The 17,873-nt window shown below is 64.9% G+C and carries 11 protein-coding genes; 4 read left to right on the top strand and 7 right to left on the bottom strand.

What is annotated here, in order from left to right; all coding sequences use genetic code 11:
• The first annotated feature begins 58 nt into the window (after positions 1-58).
• Positions 59-769 carry a siderophore-interacting protein gene (locus D7X99_RS29630; RefSeq protein WP_121780723.1) on the top strand — a complete coding sequence of 237 codons (711 nt, stop codon included), beginning with the start codon at positions 59-61 and terminating at the stop codon, positions 767-769.
• 1 nt (position 770) lies between these two features.
• On the opposite strand, the gene D7X99_RS29625 is transcribed toward D7X99_RS29630, so the two are convergent.
• On the bottom strand, positions 771-1,136 hold the full coding sequence (locus tag D7X99_RS29625) for a hypothetical protein (RefSeq protein ID WP_121780714.1): 366 nt from the start codon (positions 1,134-1,136) through the stop codon (positions 771-773).
• Between the two features lie 352 nt (positions 1,137-1,488).
• Between D7X99_RS29625 and D7X99_RS29620 the strand changes: the two genes are divergently transcribed.
• From D7X99_RS29620 to D7X99_RS29610, 3 genes are read left to right on the top strand one after another with little or no spacing between them, the layout of a single operon-like run.
• Complete coding sequence (locus D7X99_RS29620) at positions 1,489-2,160, top strand: Isoquinoline 1-oxidoreductase subunit (protein WP_121780713.1); 672 nt, start codon at positions 1,489-1,491, stop codon at positions 2,158-2,160.
• The gene (locus D7X99_RS29615; RefSeq protein ID WP_121780712.1) at positions 2,157-2,618 is read left to right on the top strand and encodes a (2Fe-2S)-binding protein; all 462 of its coding nucleotides are present in this window, start codon (positions 2,157-2,159) and stop codon (positions 2,616-2,618) included. Before D7X99_RS29620 ends, D7X99_RS29615 begins: the two co-directional genes overlap by 4 nt.
• Before the next feature lie 11 nt (positions 2,619-2,629).
• The gene (locus D7X99_RS29610; protein ID WP_121780711.1) at positions 2,630-4,897 is read left to right on the top strand and encodes a molybdopterin cofactor-binding domain-containing protein; all 2,268 of its coding nucleotides are present in this window, start codon (positions 2,630-2,632) and stop codon (positions 4,895-4,897) included.
• 48 nt (positions 4,898-4,945) lie between these two features.
• Here the strand turns inward: D7X99_RS29610 and cdiI are convergent, their stop codons facing one another.
• The 6 genes from cdiI to D7X99_RS29585 form a co-directional block, all read right to left on the bottom strand.
• Positions 4,946-5,296 carry a ribonuclease toxin immunity protein CdiI gene (gene cdiI / locus D7X99_RS29605; protein WP_120596691.1) on the bottom strand — a complete coding sequence of 117 codons (351 nt, stop codon included), beginning with the start codon at positions 5,294-5,296 and terminating at the stop codon, positions 4,946-4,948.
• 52 nt (positions 5,297-5,348) lie between these two features.
• Positions 5,349-6,563 (bottom strand): hypothetical protein, encoded by a 1,215-nt coding sequence (locus D7X99_RS29600; RefSeq protein WP_126934504.1) that lies wholly within the window; start codon positions 6,561-6,563, stop codon positions 5,349-5,351.
• A gap of 118 nt (positions 6,564-6,681) precedes the next feature.
• Complete coding sequence (locus tag D7X99_RS29595; RefSeq protein ID WP_126934503.1) at positions 6,682-7,527, bottom strand: hypothetical protein; 846 nt, start codon at positions 7,525-7,527, stop codon at positions 6,682-6,684.
• A 998-nt stretch (positions 7,528-8,525) separates the two neighbouring features.
• Positions 8,526-10,469, bottom strand: coding sequence for an amidohydrolase (locus tag D7X99_RS29590; RefSeq protein WP_233613828.1), 1,944 nt, complete (start codon positions 10,467-10,469; stop codon positions 8,526-8,528).
• A 366-nt stretch (positions 10,470-10,835) separates the two neighbouring features.
• Positions 10,836-11,327: a hypothetical protein gene (locus tag D7X99_RS42440; RefSeq protein ID WP_147476297.1), complete on the bottom strand. Its 492-nt coding sequence runs from the start codon at positions 11,325-11,327 to the stop codon at positions 10,836-10,838.
• Between the two features lie 271 nt (positions 11,328-11,598).
• Positions 11,599-17,250: an RHS repeat-associated core domain-containing protein gene (locus D7X99_RS29585; protein ID WP_158627090.1), complete on the bottom strand. Its 5,652-nt coding sequence runs from the start codon at positions 17,248-17,250 to the stop codon at positions 11,599-11,601.
• Between the last annotated feature and the right edge of the window lie 623 nt (positions 17,251-17,873).

Here is a 17,873-nt window from a genome sequence, read left to right as displayed (position 1 = left end):
GCAACTTCACGAGCCGTGCACGGGCAGGAGGCGTATGAACGCCTGCACGGAGGTCTCAATGGCAAACGCCAAGGCCATGCTGGGCAGCATGCTGGGCCGCTTCATCTTCACCGAGGCGAAGGTCACCCAGGTGCGCGAGCTGTCACACGCGTTCAGACAGATTGACTTCGAGGGGCCCGCGCTGAGGGGGCAGGGCTGGGCCCCCGGCGACAAGGTGCAGGTGTTCCTGCCAGGGCTGGGCATGCGCACGTACACGCCGCTGTCGTGGGACGAAGCGCGAGGGGCCACGGCCTTCCTGGTGTACCTGCACGGCGACAGCCCGGGAGCGAAGTGGGGCCGCGACGTGCGCACCGGGGACACGGTGCAGTTCTTCGGGCCCCGGCGCTCGGTGGTGCTGGAGTCCGGCGATGCGCCGGTGGTGCTCTTCGGTGACGAGACGTCCTTCGCGGTGGCGCACGCGTTCCGCACCGGAGCGAAGCGCGACGTCACCCCCATCTTCGAGGTGACACGCCGCGAGGACTGCGCGCCCGCGCTGCGCGAGCTGGGCTTCGAGGGCCAGGACGTGGAGCGCACGGCAGGCGACGCGCACCTGGCGCAAGTCCACGAACGGCTGCGCGAAGTCCTGCGCGCGAAACCCGGCGCGACGCTGGTGATGACGGGCCGGGCGCAGTCCATCCAGGCCTTGCGCTCGCGGCTGCGCGGCGACGGCGAACGCGCCACGCCGAAGGTGAAGGCCTACTGGGCGGTGGGCAAGACGGGGCTCGACTGATTCAGGCCGGAGCGAACTGGAGGCCGCGCAGGAAGTCGTCGCGGCCCCGGGTCACGCCCGCGGGACGGCGCTTGGACTTCTGCCGCAGGAAGCGCGAGGCGTCCTGGCGGCGGTAGCAGGTGAGGAGCCGGTCCTCGTCATTGAGGATGAGGATCCACCCGCGGGCCTGCCGCGCCAATGACGAGTCACGCAGCGCGACCGGCAGGTCTCGCTCGTGCACGGTGAGGTGGGTGGCACCACACGCCCGGGCGGGAGTACCGAACTCGAGGATGAACGCGATGACCTCCTCGCGCAGCCTCCACCGGGAACACTGTTCGACGAAGAGGCGGGTGAGGGAGAACACGGACGACGCGGGGTTCTGGCGCATGGCGGGCTATCTCCTTGCGTGCTTCCCAATACACATGGCGTTCCAACACCCCGCGCACGCGATTCCGCGCACTTGCGCGGATCCCCCAGCGGCCCCGAAAGACATTCCGTCAATCCCGCCCGCGGCCCGTGTCACCCAGGCACGAATCCTTCACGAAGGCCGCCGTCCCTCACGGTGCGTGAGGTCACCGCCCACTCCCAGGGTTGGCCCCGTTCTGAAGAAAACCTTCACAGGCCATGCGGCATTTTGACAGGCTCGCGGAGGGCGGGACCGGGGCAGCATGGCCCGTCCGGCCTCGCGACGCTGCGTGTGAGGCCGGACGACCTCTGGCCGAAGGGATGGACGGGGCACGATGAATCTTCGCTCGAAGGCACTGGGAGCCGTGCTGGGCGCGGGGGCGGCGGGGCTGTCGCTGTCGCTCCTGATCAGCGTGGGATGCGGAGGCCGCGCGGCGCATCCGGCCGTGGTGCCGCCGCCCGCGAATCCGCAAGCACTCCGGCCGCCGGAGGCCTTCGCGGGCATTGGCGACAAGAAGGAGCGCTCGCAAGCGCTGTTCCTGGAGGCGAGCCGGGTCATGCTGCATCCCCGCTGCGTCAACTGCCACCCCGCGGGCGACAGTCCGCTGCAAGGTGAAGAGGGCAAGGTGCACGACCCGCCGGTGGTCCGGGGCCCTGAGGACCAGGGGGTGCCCGGCCTGGAGTGCACTTCCTGCCACCAGGACCGCAACGCGCAGCTGGCGCGGATCCCCGGCGCGCCCAAGTGGCACGTGGCGCCCAAGGTGATGGCGTGGGAGGGGCGCACGCCGCACGCGCTGTGCGAACAGTTGAAGGACCCGGCGCGCAACGGCGGAAAGAGCCTGGCGGAATTGATTGAGCACTCGGCGCATGACGAGCTGGTGGGCTGGGGCTGGAAGCCCGGGGCGGATCGGGTTCCGGCGCCGGGAACGCAGGCGGAGTTCGGGGCCCTGGTGGCCGCGTGGGTGAAGGATGGCGCGGAGTGCCCGCGCGAGGAGAGCCGACCGTGAGCATCCGTCTGCGAGTGAATGGGACCGAGCACGTGCTGGACGTGGATCCGGAGATGCCGTTGCTCTGGGCGCTGCGCGACGTGCTGACGTTGACGGGCACGAAGTACGGCTGCGGCCAGGCGCTCTGCGGCGCGTGCGTGGTGCACATCGACGGCGCGGCGGTGCGCTCGTGCGTGACGCCGGTGCGCCGCGCGGACGGCCGCGAGGTGATGACCATCGAGGGCCTGTCTCCGGACGGCTCGCATCCGTTGCAGAAGGCATGGGTGGAGCTGGCGGTGCCTCAGTGTGGCTTCTGTCAGGCGGGGCAGATCATGACGGCGGCGGCGCTGCTGGCGAAGAAGCCGAAGCCCACCGACGCGGAGATCGATCAATCGCTGGCGGGCAACCTCTGCCGCTGCGGAACGTACACGCGCATCCGCACCGCCGTGAAGAAGGCGGCGGGACTGCCGACGGAGTGAGGGCCGCCATCATGCAAGACACTCGCATCCGTCTGTCGCGCCGCTCCGTGCTGGAAGGAATGGGACTCGTGGCCGCGGGCCTGGGGCTGGAGGTGTTCCTGCCCGCGAGGGCCCACGCCGCGCCCATGCCCACGTCGCTGCCGGAAGTGCCCACGGGGGGTCTCCGGGCCAACGTCTTCGTGCACGTGGCGCCGGACGGCGTGGTGACCATCGTCTGCCATCGCTCGGAGATGGGGCAGGGCGTGCGCAGCTCGCTGCCGGTGCTCATCGCGGACGAGCTGGGCGCGGACATGGCCCACGTGAAGGTGGTCCAGGGCGACGGCGACGAGGCCTACGGAGACCAGAACACGGACGGCTCCAGCAGCGTGCGGAAGATCTTCGACGACCTGCGCTACGCGGGCGCGACGGCGCGCACGATGCTGGTGGCGGTGGCGGCGAAGCGCTGGAAGGTGGCGCCCACGGAGTGCGAGGCGCGCGACCACGCCGTCTTCCACAAGGGCTCGCAGCGGACGCTGAAGTTCGGAGAGCTGGCCGGTGACGCGGCGAAGCTGAAGGTCCCCAAGAAGGACGCGGTGACGCTCCGTCCGCGCAGCGAGCTCAAGCACCTGGGCAAGGAGCTGCCGCTCTTGGACGGGCCGGACATCGTGACGGGCCGGGCGGTGTTCGGCGCGGACGTCGTGTTGCCGGGGATGCGCACGGCGGTCATCGCGCGTCCGCCCGTGGCGGGAGGCAAGGTGGCCCGCTACGACGCGACGAAGACGCTGGCGGTGCCGGGCGTGCGGCAGGTGGTGGAGTTGCCGGCGGCGACGAAGCCCTTCCTGTTCCAGCCGCTGGGAGGCCTGGCGGTGGTGGCGGACAACACCTGGGCGGCGATGAAGGGCCGCGCGGCGCTGGACGTGACGTGGGAGGGCGGCGACAACGCCGTCTACGACTCGGAGGCGTACCGCGAGCAGCTGCTGGAGGTGATTGGCAAGCCGGGCAAGGTGGTGCGCAACGTCGGCGACGCGCAAGGAGCGCTGGCGAAGGCGGCGAAGCGGGTGCAGGCCACGTACAACACGCCGCACCTGGCGCACGCGCCCATGGAGCCGCCCGCGGCGCTGGCGAAGGTGGAGAACGGCACCTGCGAGGTGTGGGCCACGACGCAGAACCCGCAGGCCGCGCGCAGCGAGGTGGCGAAGGCGCTGGGCATCGACCCGTCGAAGGTGACCATCCACGTGACGCTGTTGGGTGGCGGGTTCGGCCGCAAGTCGAAGCCGGACTACGTGGTGGAGGCGGCGCTGGTGGCGAAGGCGGTGGGCGCGCCGGTGCGCCTGCAGTGGACGCGCGAGGACGACGTGCGCCACGACTACTACCACTCCACGAGCGCGCAGCGGCTGGAGGCGGGCCTGGACGCGAGCGGCAAGGTGGTGGCGTGGCACCAGCGCATCGCGTTCCCGCCCATCGGGTCCACGTTCTCCGACGCGACGTTCGCGGGTGACGGAGAGATGGGGCAGGGCATCGTGGATCTGCCGTTGGCCATCCCGGACATCCGGATGGAGAACTGCGAAGCGCGAGCGCACACGCGCATCGGCTGGCTGCGGTCCGTGGCGAACATCTACCACGCGTTCGCGGTGCAGAGTTTCATCGACGAGCTGGCGCACGAGCGCGGCACGGATCCACGGGACACGTTGCTGGAGGTGCTGGGGCCGTCGCGCATCGTGACGCCCAAGGACCTGGGCGTGGCGAAGGTGCCGAACTACGGCCAGTCCCTGGAAGAGCACCCGGTGGACACGGCGCGGCTGCGCAGGGTGATTGAAAGGGTGACGGGCCTGTCTCGCTGGGACGAGCGCAAGCGGGAGGGAAGGGCGCTGGGGCTGGCGGCGCACCGCAGCTTCCTGACGTACGTGGCGGTGGTGGTGTCGGTGGTGAAGGGCGCGGACGAGCGCATCCGCGTGGACGAGGCGTGGATCGTCGCGGATGCGGGCACCATCGTGAACATGGAGCGCGTGCGGGCGCAGATGGAGGGCGCGGTGGTGTTCGGCCTGAGCCTGGGGCTCTACGGCGCCATCACGATGAAGGACGGCGCCGTGGTGGAGAGCAACTTCCGCGACTACCGCCTGGCGCGCATCGCGGAGACGCCGAAGCGCATCCACGTGGACATCATCCCCAGCGACGGCCGCCCCGGAGGCATTGGCGAGCCCGGAGTGCCCCCCGTGGCCCCCGCCCTGGCCAACGCCGTGTTCGCGCTCACGGGGACGCGCGTGCGTGAGCTGCCATTGGTGAAGACCGTGAAGGTGTGAGCCGAGGGTGCGGTCTTCCTGCGGCCCGCACCAAACATCAGTACGCACTTAGAGGCCCAAGTAACCTGGGAGGTCCTTCAGGATCGCTTCGAGCTCAGCCTTGTCTTCCGGCCAAGCCTTGACGTGGGCCTGCGCCCAGGTCAATGCGAACCGGACGAACACGCTGTAATCAACGATGACCTCCTCCTCGTAAATGGAGAACCGGACCCCGTCGAACCGTTCCTCCCACGGGTCAAGGCTTCCTGGGAACTCGCATGAGAGAATTCCTTCAAAGCCATAGCCGATTCCGTTCAGCAGGTTCCGGTAGGTATCGACGAATTCGGAAGCGTTGATGGCGTTGAAGAACGCCTGTACCGGGAAAAGGCGATCCCGATCCGATACAAGGCTCAACCTGGGCATGTCGGGTCTCTCGAGTCCGGCTCCTGCTGATACATCATACTTCAGCGCGCACTCACGGCACCCACAAGGCGCCATCCGAAAGGGGAGCATCCGAGCCGCTGGCCCCCATGCCTCCCCAGATGAAGAGGGCGTTGCCCGTCCACACGCTCACGTGTCCGGTTCGCGCGGAAGGTGCGCCTTCGGTGCGCAGCGGTGCCCACGTGTCCGTGGCCGGGTCGTAGGCCGCGCCGTCCGAGCAGACGCCGCCGCCGGAGCCGCAGGTCGGCGAGGTGCCACCCCAGATGACCATCTTCGAACCGGTCCACACCGCGGTGTGCCCGATGCGCGGCGAGGGCGCGCCCTTGGTGGAGATGGCTGACCACACCCGGTACACCGGATCGAACGCGGCGCCCTTGTCGCAGTAGATCGGCGGATCCTGCTGGGGGTCGTCGCCACAGCCGGTCCCGCCCCAGATGATCATGCTCGACCCGGTCCACACCGCCGTGTGAGACCAGCGGGCCTTGGGGCTCCCTTCTTCGGGTGGCATCGCCAGCCAGCCGTCCCCGTGAGGGCCGTACATCGAGCCGTCCGCCATGGCCACGTCGAAGAGGCTGCCACCGTTTCCGCCCCAGACGTACATCACGCCGTCGATCCACACCGCGGAGTGCGCATAGCGGTTCGGAGGGGCTTTGACGAAGTTCATGGTCGTCCAGAGGTCTTCCTTCGCGTGGTAGATGGCCCCATCCCTGAACACACGCGGCGCTCGGGCATCCTTGCCGCCCCACACCAGCATCTGCGTGCCGGTCCAGAGGGCTGTGTGTCCCCAGCGCGGAGCGGGCGCGTAATCGGACTTGATGGGGGGGCTCCAGGCGTCGCTCGCGGGGTCATAGGTCGCGCCGTCGCCACAGGGAACATCGGGGCCACCGCAGCCAAGCCCGCCCCAGACCATCATCCGCTCGCCGGTCCACACCGCCGTATGCAGCGAGCGTGCGGAGAGCGCGCCCTGGGTCGACATGGGCGTCCACGTCTTCGCCGCCACATTGAAGCGGGCCCCGTCGCCGCAGAATCCGTCAGCGGTGCAGCCGCCCCGTCCGCCCCAGAGCAGGACGTTCTGGCCATCAAAGACACTCGCCACCTGGCTCCGCGCGGCAAGAGGCCCGCCCGAGGGGAGGGGCGTCCAGGTGCCTTGCTCCTGCTGAGGCTGTTCCTGCTCGTCCGGGTCGGTCTGCTCCTTCTCACTGGAGCATCCGACGAGAGCCAGGACGAGCAGTCCTGGAATCAGGCGCATTCGGAGCGGCTTCACTGCGTCATGCTTCGACTGCGGCACGGGGGCTTTCTCCTGTGACGGGGGCATCGCAGTCTGCCTCACTCTCGGTGAAAGCCAACGCTGAGCTGGCTTCGCGCCATCACCGAGGCGAGCAACCTTCGGGCGGCAATGTTGTTCGCATTGCCTGACGGTCTGGAACGACATCCTCGATGAAAGTGTAATAGCCCTTGCCCTGGAAGGTGACGTACTCGTTTTCGCCGACACGGGACTCGATCCAGTTGTAGAGATCCTCGAAACGAAGACCCGAGACGTCCGCGCGCAGGTATCCTTTGTCCGCGAACTCCGCGGACTCTGGGACCGGCGGGGCCCATGATGGGGCCCAGGGAATCGGATACTCAACGCCTTCGCGTATTGGGACGAAACTCACGCGGATGCTTTCAGGCTCGTAGGGGACGGCGTTCTCCGCCTTGAGTCTGATAATCTCGTCATAGACTGACAGGAATTCAGGAGGAGTCTTTGCCCTGACGTTCGCTGCGTGTGCCGAATCAAGGGGCCCCTCCACCGCCACCGCTTGAAGAACTCCCCGCTCATTTTGCCACCGGATGACCTTGCCGGGAGTGCAGACGATGTGGGCGGGGTTGGAATAGCCCTTCAAGGACTCAAGCGCCTTGAGCCGCTGCTTGAGGCCGGCTTGCTGTTCCTGTGTCAGGAGGATGCGATAGAAGCGCGGCTGCGACTCCCAACCTGCCCGCTGTTTGAAGATGACCTCCCCTGATGCATGGATGGCGATGTCAGGAGTCTGGTCGAACAAGCTGTACTTCGTGGACCAGAGGCTCGCGGGCCAGGAGGAGAGGAGCGGGGCCTCTTGCATGTCCGCAGGGGATGCCATGGCGCCATGCCCGGTGGACGCGCATCCGGCGCCCATCAGCGCGAGGAGCAGCCAGCACAAAGCTTTTCGTGTCAGGGCAGGTCGAACGGTGCTCATGGTTGGACTCCTGTTGCAGGGGGCGCTTCGGTACAGATGGCATTGAATCTGTTGTCGTCCGTCAGGAGTTCCAGATCCGGTGGCACTCCCGGTCGCTCCACCCAGGAATACTCAACGCGGAACCTCTTGACCGAGCCATGAGACCAGAGAAGTCCCCGTGTGCCCGCGTTGAGCCGCCCCGCGGGATCGCCCGAGCAGTGGCCATGGGGTTGGGAAACGAGCCAGGTCAGGTCGCGGTCGGAGCGCAGCCGTACCGGGACAGGGCTCCCCCAGTAGACGCGTTCGAGGGCATGAAGAACGCCCCAGGTGAGCACCGAACCCAGCACCACACCGCCGCAGAGCGCCACCCAGCTTGAACGTTTCACCGGACTCCCGAAGGCAAAGGGCACGCCCATCCTAACGTCTCCCGGGGTCGGGGCATTGTCATCGAGCACGACCAGGGCCACGAGTTGCTGGGCATGGACCTGTCGCAGGAAGAGCTCGAATGGGCCGGGATGGCGTTGCGGCGTGCCCTGGCAACCCGTTCTCAGGTGGCATCGGGTCATGCGGCTTTAATGACAGCACGTGACGAAACTCAGCGCTGGTTGGGGCACAGGCGCCGTTTGCGTGGGTGTGGCGTTCACAGACCTGCATCAGGATTGCAGAGGCAGACGGGATGCGGACAGTGAGCGGGCAACTTCGGCTCCGGCTTCCCTGCACACAACTCGGCGCATACATCGGCGAGCCGGAGACAGGAGGGAGACTGCCGGTCACGGCAGCCTGACGCAGTGCCGATCACGAGAGTCGCCAGCGCGCGCCAGAGTCTCAGTCGCACTCCATGGCTCCATTCCCGTCTGGCACGCCCATGCCCGATTGCTGGTCCAATCCTCACGATTCGTTTGGACAAGCCCCGATCCAGAAAGTTCCCGGAGGATTCGGACGGATTCCGTGCAGTCTTCGAGCGTCACCCGATAAACAGCGCGTCGCCCGCGATTCGGACGACGCGCTGAGGGACTCACTCAGTTCCTGCTCGCGGGATCCTTGCCGCCCAGGTACGTCCGGACGACCGGAATCTGGCTGAGGGTCGTCGGGTCCCCGCCCTTGGAGGCGTCACGGTCGAGCGGGTTGGCGCCCAGGACGACGAAGTCCGCCACCTTGCCCGGCTCGATGCTGCCCACCCAGCTGTCAATCTCATGCTGGCGCGCCGGCTCGATGGTGACCGCGCGCAGGGCCTCCTCGACGGTCGTCGCATGCTGGGGCCCGAGCACATAGGTCTTCTGGAAGTCCGGATAGGCCCACGTGCGCCGCGTGACCGCCTGCTCGACGAACCAGAGCGGCCGCGCCGGCGTCACCATGGAGTCGCTGTGGAAGGAGTATGGGATGCCATTGCGGCGGTTGAAGTCCACCGGGTCGATGTCGATGTCCTTGTGCGCTCCATTCTTCTGGAGCATCTGCGCCAGGGCATCACCCCAGTACGCCACGTGGCCGATGAGGTGCGTCACCCGCAGGTCCATCGCCGGCACCTTCTGCTGCCCGGAGACATGGGTGCCCTTGCGCAGCTCCCCAATCGCCTGGGAGACGGACTCCTGGCCCACGGTGTTGTGGATGAGCAGCATCCGGTGCGTGTTGGCCTGCTCCAACTGGAGCTGGGAGAACGCGTCGACGGCCCACTGGTTCGCCTGGTTGCCATTGGCATGCAGCTGGAACCGCCAGGCCGAGTCGGGCCAGAGCGGGCGCATGGCATCCGCGAGCTCCTTCGCGCTCTTGAAGTCGCCCTTGCCCTCCTTCGCGTCGGGGCAGTGTCCGTCCGAGCTGTAGGCATAGGGTGTTCCGAGCAGCGCCGTGCAGCCCTGCGTCGAACCGTCCACCCAGAGCTTGATGGCGCCAGCGCCCAGCCACTTGGGCAGCGCGCAGTCGTTGGTCGGGCTCGGCGTGCACGAGGGCCCGCTCGGCTTGAGCGCCGGAGCGGTGACAGCCCCGTCCTTGTTCACGACGGGCATGGCCGCGAGGTTGGTCACGACGCCCGTGACGCGCAGCGGGAAGGTCGGGTTCATGGCGAGGAGCTTGACCAGTTCGAGCTGCGACCGGTCGGACAGTCCGCCATCGGCGATGGTCGTGAGCCCGGCTTCACGCAGGGCCTGGATGGCCTTGAGGAGGTCCTGGAGGCCCCCGCTCGGGATGGCCTTCTGCACCAGCATCCCCTGCTGCGTGGCCTCCAGGAAGGGCGCGAAGCCGGCGGACTCCTCGATCAACCCGGTGTACTGGCCCTTCGAATCGGTGACCCACCGTCCTCCGTGCTGTGTCACCGAGTCCGGAGGGAGGCAGGGCTTCTGCCCCTTGCAGACGATCTCGAAGGCCTTCTCGTTCACATAGGCGAGGTGGCCTGACTGGTCGAGGATGAGGACCGGCCGGTCCTTGCGCACACACGCATCGAGGTAGAGCTTCGGCTGCTGCATGAACCCGACGGTCGACGTCACGCCACACTTGCCGGCGATGAACTGCTGCCGCGACGGGTCCAGGTTCATCCCGAGGACGAACATCTTGGCCGTCTCCGGGGTGGTGGGCTCCACGGTCATGGAGCTCAGCGCGCTGAGCAGGTCCTCGTGCTTCTTGCACTGCTCGGGCGTGGACAGGTTGTAGGGAGGAGGCAGGCAGGGCGCCAGGTTGTGGGTGCCCAGCACGCTCTGCATGAGCGTCGGCAGGATGTGCAGGTGGGGATCGATGAATCCGGGCAGGAGGACCTGTCCCGCCTCCAGCTCGACCCGCTTGGATCCCACGCCGAGCCCCGCGCTCAGCTCCTTCTCGGTGCCGACCTTCAAGATTCGGCCCTTGCCGTCCACGGTGACGGCTTCGGCGATCGTCCCCTTGTCATCCAGGGTGATGATCTTGCCGACGAAGAGGGTCGTGTCGTCGACCTCGGGCCCGGGGAGGACCGGGCGGTTCGTCGCGCAGGATGTCAGCATCGCGAGCGCTCCGAACATCGCGAGGGAGCGGGGACGTGTGCCGTGAGCCGGTGCCTTCCGGAATGGGTGCAGCTGCATGCGAACTCCTGTTGGAGGGAGCCCGCAGTCTACGGAAGCCCATTTCGCCGCTGAAGTGGCAATTCGAGATTTTCTTGACGCGTCAGGTTTGTATTTGACGCGTCAGAGGCAGAATGACACGTCAGGGCTGCGGAGATGGCTACGACCTGGTGTGGATGGCGCAGCTGGCCGCCGCATAGGCGCTCTGCGCCCGCCGGCCCATCCAAAGACAAGGTTGAGATTGAAAACAACGAGAAGCCCGGCCTTGTGCCAGCCAACCGGGCTTCTTCAAATGATTGCCAGACACCATCATGGAGACTGCGGCTGCGAAGGGGGCTCTCGCTTCGCCATTCCCTTGACCTTCGTCGTGTGATGACCACGAAACTGTCCATCCGGGGCATAGAGAACTTCAAAGCGAATGCAGTCAGGGGCCTGCGGGGAGACATAGAACTTCATGTGTCGGCCGTAGACATCCCCTTTCCTGAGTCTCAAGACTCCCTGCCAGTTATCGGGATTCGCGGCGTAATCCACCGCCGACAAATCAACATCGTCAAATGTGTCGCAAGTCCAGGCCCTGTCGAGACTGAGCGTCTTCCAGCTCACGATATTCGGAATCTCTACGTCATCCAGGGCGTGGAGCTCAATCTGGCCATCCAGGGTGGTGCCGTCGTATTTGACGTCCTTGAATAGCAGTTCAATGAAATCAGCGTCGGCGGGGCCGAGGCCATGTTCGTTGAGTCTGAGTCCGGACCTCTGTGCACATCCAGTGAGGACAAAAATCAAGGGAATGACGAGTTTCATGCTGGCTGTTCTGGGCGTTTCACGCCCAAAGTACCCTCGGGCGCTATTGGTGTGCTTTGGGGTGACATGTCGAAGGAGTGAGCCGCTGCAATACCATTGTTCTAAGTCGAGCCGCGAGGAGGCGCCAGTTGCAGCGGCAATGCCGCGCTGCCGCCCAAGAACTGACGTGGGCTTTTTTGTGAGAAGCCCACGTCGGGGGGGCAGCAACTCCTTGGGGTGGAGTTCCCTTAGCGTTTCTCGAGGCAGTTCCAACTGCTTTGCCGGCTTCGGGCTATTTGGAGAAACACCCCTCAATGCCATTTCCACTGGCGCCAGGGATTCCTTTGTTCCTGTCTGATTGTCCCCCGTTGTTGTTGTGTCTCATTCCGCAGTTATGGCCAAATTCGTGCACTAGGATTCTCATGTAGCAATCTGGCTGACTGTGTGTGGATCTGTTATTGTTGAATTTGGGCTCACACCAGATGATCGGTTTTCTTGAAGGACTTCGGAGCCCCTTACTCGTTTGGACCTCCTTGCAGAAAACTCCTTTGGTGCGCAGTCCAGGAGCCGCTGCCCAGGCGTCGGCGTCTTCATCGCAGGCCGCATTGCTTGAATCGCATTGAACTTCGACATTATTGCATTGATCGATGATGCATGCTTTCATGCAAGGATCCTCGACAAGCTTGTCGGCGAGGGCCACGCACTCCTGAGTCCGTTCCTCGCTGAGATCCGCAGGGCAGTTATTCCCAGTCACTTTGAACAAGGCATCTGGATCAGTCCAATTTGTTGGATTCGACTGTGCATAACGATAAGCAGAAAGGTCGGTGAGTTTTGGGAGGCTGGTCCCGACTCTGGCCTTCTGCAGCAGGCTCTCGGGCTGAAGGTAGTGCCCCGCAGCTGGGTCGTAGTACCTGTTCCAGTTCTCGAAGAGGTCTGTCTCCGCGTCATGATACTGGCCAGGGAAGCGCAGCGGCGTCCAGAACGGCGAAGCGCCTGTCTGGAATCGGCGGTACTCGTAGGCAGAGATGACAACGCCCTGTTCATTCTTGGCGGCATTGCGAGGGCCAGTGCAAACGCAAGCGCTTCCTTGCAAGCTACATCTGTTGAACCCTGTATTGTTGAGGGTGGCTCGGGTTCCGGAGGCGCTTGGTGTGAACCAGGAGGTAAACATCCGGCTTGGATACCAGGGCATAGCCACTGCCAGGTCCGCACTGGTGGCTTCGTCGCGAATGGAAACGGTGTCGTTTCGGTTCTGGCTGTATACGTCAGTGCAGTCATCGAAGTCGCTCCACAGATCCGAAGAGTCGAAGAGGACACGCTGCTCAAGACTGGTGCCCTCGATGATGGGTTGCTTCATGACGGTGCCGAAGGGCCCCGACGTCGACGTGGAATAGGGATGCGGCGTTTCAACGTCCACGCTGACTCGATTGACGTGGCCGAACGCGTCGTACTCGCCTGTGCCTGAAACCCGGCCTTGTTCATCCAGCGTAAGGACGGGTTTCCCCAGGGGGTCTGTGATGAGGTGGTATGCGCCACAAACTGCGGCTTGGCTTGCGCGTGTACAGTCGGCAGTGGCATCCGAGAGGTGCGCCCAGGATGTATCCAACTTGCCGCGGATGATGGCGACAGGGCGACCGCCCAGCCAGACATATTCGTCCACCGGATGAGTGGTCATGGCGTAGCTGTGCGTGTTTCCCTGGTCAACGAGCAATTCCTGGGACTGGCTGTAGAAATACTCGTCCTTGACGCCCGTGGGATAATCCTTGAGGCGCCGACGCCCCTGTGCGTCGTAGAAGTAGTTGAACGTCAATCCGTTGACGCCAACGCTCTTGAAGACCGTGTCCGCGCCACCGTTGGACGAGGGCCCGGACGTGAAGTCCAGGTGGAATGCATTGCCGTGGGCATCGGCCGGCCGCCAGAGCTTCTGTGAGACCCGACCGTCCGCGTCATACGTGTATGAGTAGCCGAGTTGTGCGCCGGTCTGCGTGGAGTTGCGCGAGGTGAGCCAGTCTGGGTGCCCAGCGCTGGAATAGGCCAGCGCCCAGGAGTTGGCTTCGCCGGACTCAGAAGAGCGGTTGCCGCGGGCGTCATAGGCGAACGCGCGAGAGGTGAAGGGGCCGCCCGCAGTGGAAAGGGTGCCCGTCGCGGATGTCAGGCGCAGCAAGCCGTCGTAGTCGTAGGTTTCGGTGAGAGGCGAAGTGGCACCCAGCAGGCACGAGTCAGCGCGCACCAACTGATCCGCCTGCCACGTGTAGAGCTGTTTGAAGACAGTGCCGTTGCCGCTACCAGGTGTGAAGTTGGCACCCGAGGCAAGTGTCGACACCCAGAGAGCGCGCTGGCGGCCCGTGGCGTCACCTGTGCCCGCGTTGGGAACTGCAGATGGGCAAGAAGAAGGCGCAGCGGTGGCATTGTCACCAAGGGCGTACTCGACGCTGCCGGAGGTGCCCGCTGCGGCATAGTGGGTGCGGTAGCCGCGCAGTCCACCGTACGGCTCCCATACCACCTGGGAGAGTAGCATTTCGGTGGTGGGTGCGCCGCTGGAGTACTTCAAGACAGAGACGCTTGCGATGCGGTCGGTGAGGGCGCCTGTGCCGTAGTTGTAGGTGACTACGCGGCCATAGGGGTACGTCACCTGGGTGAGGTTGCCGTTGGGGCTATAGGCATAGAGGGTGTGAGGATTTTGGAAAGGTGTGCCGCTACACGTAGTGGTGCCGGTGCGCAGGCGGACCTCCTTCAATTTGCGGCCCCATGCGTCGTAGCTGAACCAGGTGCGGCCGAATGAGTCGTCCTGATACCGCAAACGGCCCATGGTGTTGGCCAGCGTGCCACAGGAGACGTCGGGGCTGATCGAGCCGTCATAAGCCTGGACATAGAGTGTCTCCGCGCCGCCGGAAACCAGAGGTGAGAGGTGTGAAACGGAGAGCAGCCGCCCCATGGCGTCGGAGGCATAGGCAAGGTGGTCGCGGATGTGGGCCGAGACCATGGCGGGCGTCTGTTTCACGATGGAACTGCCCAGGGCATCGTAGGCGAAGCGGGTGGTGCCGGCGGTGCTGCCGCTCCCGGTGGCTGCGAGGGTGGCTTCCACCATGTTGCCAAAGTCATCGTACTGGTATCGCGAGGCATTGGCGGAAGGCGTCGCTGTCGCGCAGTTCGTCGTCGCGGCAAGGCCCGTGTCCAGGCTGATGAGGTTGCCGTGGGCGTCGTGCTTGAGGCACGTGCGCGTCGTGGTGCCGCTCGTCGCGTGCTCGTCGATGCGCTGAAGCCGGTTGGCGCCATCGTACTGCATGGCGGTGCAGGCCGCCGACGTCGGCTGACCATCCGAGCCCACCGCGCACCACGCCGGAGGCGCGTTGAAGGGCTTGCCTTCGCCCGTGAGGTTGTTGGCGGCATCATGGCTCTTCGTGCCGACGAAGCTTCCCGTGCCGATACCTGTCTTCGTCCAGGTTGGACGGCGGTGAGCGTCCGCTGCGTATGTGAACACCTTGCGCGTGTTGCCGGAAGCATCAAGGTAGCGTTCTTCGTTCACTTTGCCGTCTGGCCAGTAGGTGTAAGTCACCTTCTCGGACCACGTGGCCGCGCTCGCGGTGGAGGACTTCGCCTTCCACTGGCGCTTGTCGGTGAGGGTTCCTCCGGTGCAGCCGGACGTGGTGCCCTGGCGATAGCAGGAAACTTCGTAGTTGCCCTCCGGCAATTGTACGTACGTCTGGTTGCCCGCAGGGTCGTGGCTGTAGTGGGTCACCACATCCGGTTGGCCCGTAACCCTTACGGTCTGCATCAGCAGTTGTTGGTCCTGGTAGGTGGAAAGAAAGGTGACGCCGTTAGCGTCGACCATCTCCGTGACGTGGCCACCCGCATCGTAGGTATTGAAGAGCGTTTCGATCGGCGTGCTGGAGAGGCCGTTGGGATATTGGGCCAATTTCTGCAATTGATTGCGGCGGGGCGTCGTCTCGGTGTCAGCCCAGTAGTAGTTGCGCGTCACCGGGAACACGGTGCCGGCGGGGCAGTCCGTCGCGGCCTCGCTGGCGACGAGGCAGGGACCATGCTGCTCGACGGTGCGGCCAAAAGGGTCCGCCGTGGTATCGCCCGTACGTGTTGTCAGGGAAAAAGTGCCCACCCAGCGTTGCTGGCTGCTCCAGGCCCCAGTGGCGGCGTCGAAGACGCGCGTCCAACCAGAGCGGATGGTGGCTGAGAGGCGGCCGGTGGCGTCGTAGCGGTTGAAGGTGCGGGCCTTTTGTCCAGCCGCACCCAGCACGCTGGCCTTCTCCGAGGACGTCAGCAGTTGCTCTCCGTTGGGGCCGTAGGTGTAGCTGAAGGTTTCCTCCTCCAGCGCACCCGTGCCTGTCATGTCTTGGGCGCCGCGCTTGACGCCCGTCTTCTCCAGCAGCGAGGCCGGCATGCCCGTGCCCGCCGCCGGGGAGGCGTAGGTGTAGACCTCCCAGAAGTCGCGCTTGTTCTTGCGAGCCTTCTCATATGCGGGCAGCCCCGCTGCGGCGCATTCCCACTCGTAGCGCTCGGTTCCGGGACTGCACGCGCCCGCCACGGTGCAGCTGTCGGTCGTCTGGTAAAGACGTGGGGTGACTGTCTCCGTGCCGTTGGCCAGAGTCTCGTACGCGCGAACGAGTCCTGATGCGCCCGTGAGGCCATCTCCTCGGCCCGCATTGGCATCAGATGAGGTGCGCTTTTGGGGTAGGGCGCCACAGCAGTTGCTGCCAGGCGCACAGGTGGACGGTGTCAGTCCACTCAGCGTCAGTTGCTCATCATCACCGTTGATCGTTGCGACAGCGCCAGTGCTGGCATAGTCATGCTTCATGACCAGTAACGTGTCGATGGAGGCCTGGAGGGAGGATGGGGAGTAGCTGTATGTGCGTACTTTGCTGGCCATCGTAGCCTTGGCGATCCGACCGGGCCGCTCCACGCTGCTTGAGTCCAGTGCGTAGTCATACGTAATTGAAGCTGAAGAATCTCCGCGCCGCGTCACGCTGCGCACCACACATTCTGGCTGACCATCCACGGAAGTCAGCAGGGCATACTGGAAGTCCAACGAGCCCATGGGACCGTTGACAGAGGCAAGGTACGGAACACCTGCGTCGCTCCCCGGGTTGACCGGTGGGCAACCGAGGACGGAAAGCGCTGCGTAGTTGAGCGCAGCCAGTTCAATGCCACTCGGGGAGACAATCCGGCTCAGGAAAAAGCGCTCTTGAGTGCTCCCAACCTCGATGTGCTTCGCCTGAAAGTAGAGCTTGCGACCGCTTGGCTCGGTCAGCGTGAAGCCCAAGGCTGCGCGTTGAAGTCGCTCTCGTCGACTGGCGGAGCCACCGGACGGCGTCGCCGTGCATGGGATGCCCGTGCAGGGAGTGAAGCGAGATACTGCACCCGTCTCCTTCACCACGGTCCATTTGGAATTCGTTGGGAGAACAAAGCTATAGTAGTTGTGCCACCATGACAATGTGTCGGGCATGGAGGCAGAGGGCCTTGTGGCAGGGGTCACAAGGGCGCTTCCAAATGGCTTTGGGACATTGCGCACCAAGCCTGCGGTGAGCCAAGTAGCAATCGCTGATGTGAAATGACGCGTCAGCTTCAATGTTCCGACGCTGCCGGCTACTTGCAGGTCATCCTCGACGAGGATGCTTTCCCCTGTGAGCGCATTGACCGGGTCCCCGATGCTGGGGAGCTTTTCGCCATTGGTGCCGCAGGCGCATTTTCCGTCTGAGCAGTCAGGCGGAGGTTGGAAGCACTCGTCGTTGCATTCGGAGGCACCTGGACCTGGTGCTGTGCAAGTCTCGTTCTCGCCGTACTGCCAGTACCAGCAGATTGATAAATCCTTCTGGGCTACTGGGTCGTATTTCGGATCGACCGGATTGACATAGTTTCCGCAACAGCGTTCGCCACTTTGCGCAGGACCGGGCTTTCCATCGCAGTAGCAGGCGACAAGTTTCTTGCCCACGCAAATCGGCGCAGTCCATCCACGGGAGTTACATGCCGCTTGGGCATGAAGAGGCGAAAGCGTGCAGCCAATAATGATGATTAATGAAACCAAACGCGCTTGTTGTGACATGACTTGAGTGTTGATCGCAGTGGGTGGGAGGAATGCCATGTTTGGTGCGGCAGTGAATCGGCTTGCGAGAATTGGCGGTGAGCGCTAATTCTGACGCTGAGGCCCCCCTGTTGGCTGCTCGGCGACTGCCTGTTCCTTGGGTGGTACGCACAGGCGCTCAGGCGCGGTGGGGAGCAGTTGTTGACACTGCCAGGTTGAAGGGCAGTCCGTAGGCTTCTGGCACGTGCGGCTACAGAGGTAACCCGAGTTCGCGCCGGCAGGCCCATGGACTGCGGCGTGCAAGCAGAGGCCCGACGCACAGTCCGAATGGGAACCGCCGGTGCAGTCTTCCCCCAGGGCGCGCTGGCCGGTACCATTTTCGCGGACGCGGTGCTCCGTCAGGACTGGCGGTGAAGCGCGGGCTGCGCTTGCTTGCGGCTTCCCCCCATCACCACACCCCGCCAGCAAGAGCAGGGCGAGCATTCCCCAGGAACAGCAGCTCCCAACGCATAGCTTCATGTCGGACTTCTCCT

The organism is Corallococcus sp. AB032C (assembly GCF_003668935.1).
Classification (GTDB): domain Bacteria; phylum Myxococcota; class Myxococcia; order Myxococcales; family Myxococcaceae; genus Corallococcus; species Corallococcus exiguus.
Note: the sequence above shows the minus strand (reverse complement) of the source record. Positions and strands in the feature narration are given on the sequence as shown.

Coding starts and splice junctions, on each gene's coding strand:
- cdiI (WP_120596691.1), bottom strand. CDS start 5,296: ATGCCCAGGTTGAGCCTTGTATCGGATCGGGATCGCCTTTTCCCGGTA.
- D7X99_RS29625 (WP_121780714.1), bottom strand. CDS start 1,136: ATGCGCCAGAACCCCGCGTCGTCCGTGTTCTCCCTCACCCGCCTCTTC.
- D7X99_RS29590 (WP_233613828.1), bottom strand. CDS start 10,469: ATGCTGACATCCTGCGCGACGAACCGCCCGGTCCTCCCCGGGCCCGAG.
- D7X99_RS29600 (WP_126934504.1), bottom strand. CDS start 6,563: ATGCGCCTGATTCCAGGACTGCTCGTCCTGGCTCTCGTCGGATGCTCC.
- D7X99_RS29630 (WP_121780723.1), top strand. CDS start 59: ATGGCAAACGCCAAGGCCATGCTGGGCAGCATGCTGGGCCGCTTCATC.
- D7X99_RS42440 (WP_147476297.1), bottom strand. CDS start 11,327: ATGAAACTCGTCATTCCCTTGATTTTTGTCCTCACTGGATGTGCACAG.
- D7X99_RS29610 (WP_121780711.1), top strand. CDS start 2,630: ATGCAAGACACTCGCATCCGTCTGTCGCGCCGCTCCGTGCTGGAAGGA.
- D7X99_RS29595 (WP_126934503.1), bottom strand. CDS start 7,527: ATGAGCACCGTTCGACCTGCCCTGACACGAAAAGCTTTGTGCTGGCTG.
- D7X99_RS29620 (WP_121780713.1), top strand. CDS start 1,489: ATGAATCTTCGCTCGAAGGCACTGGGAGCCGTGCTGGGCGCGGGGGCG.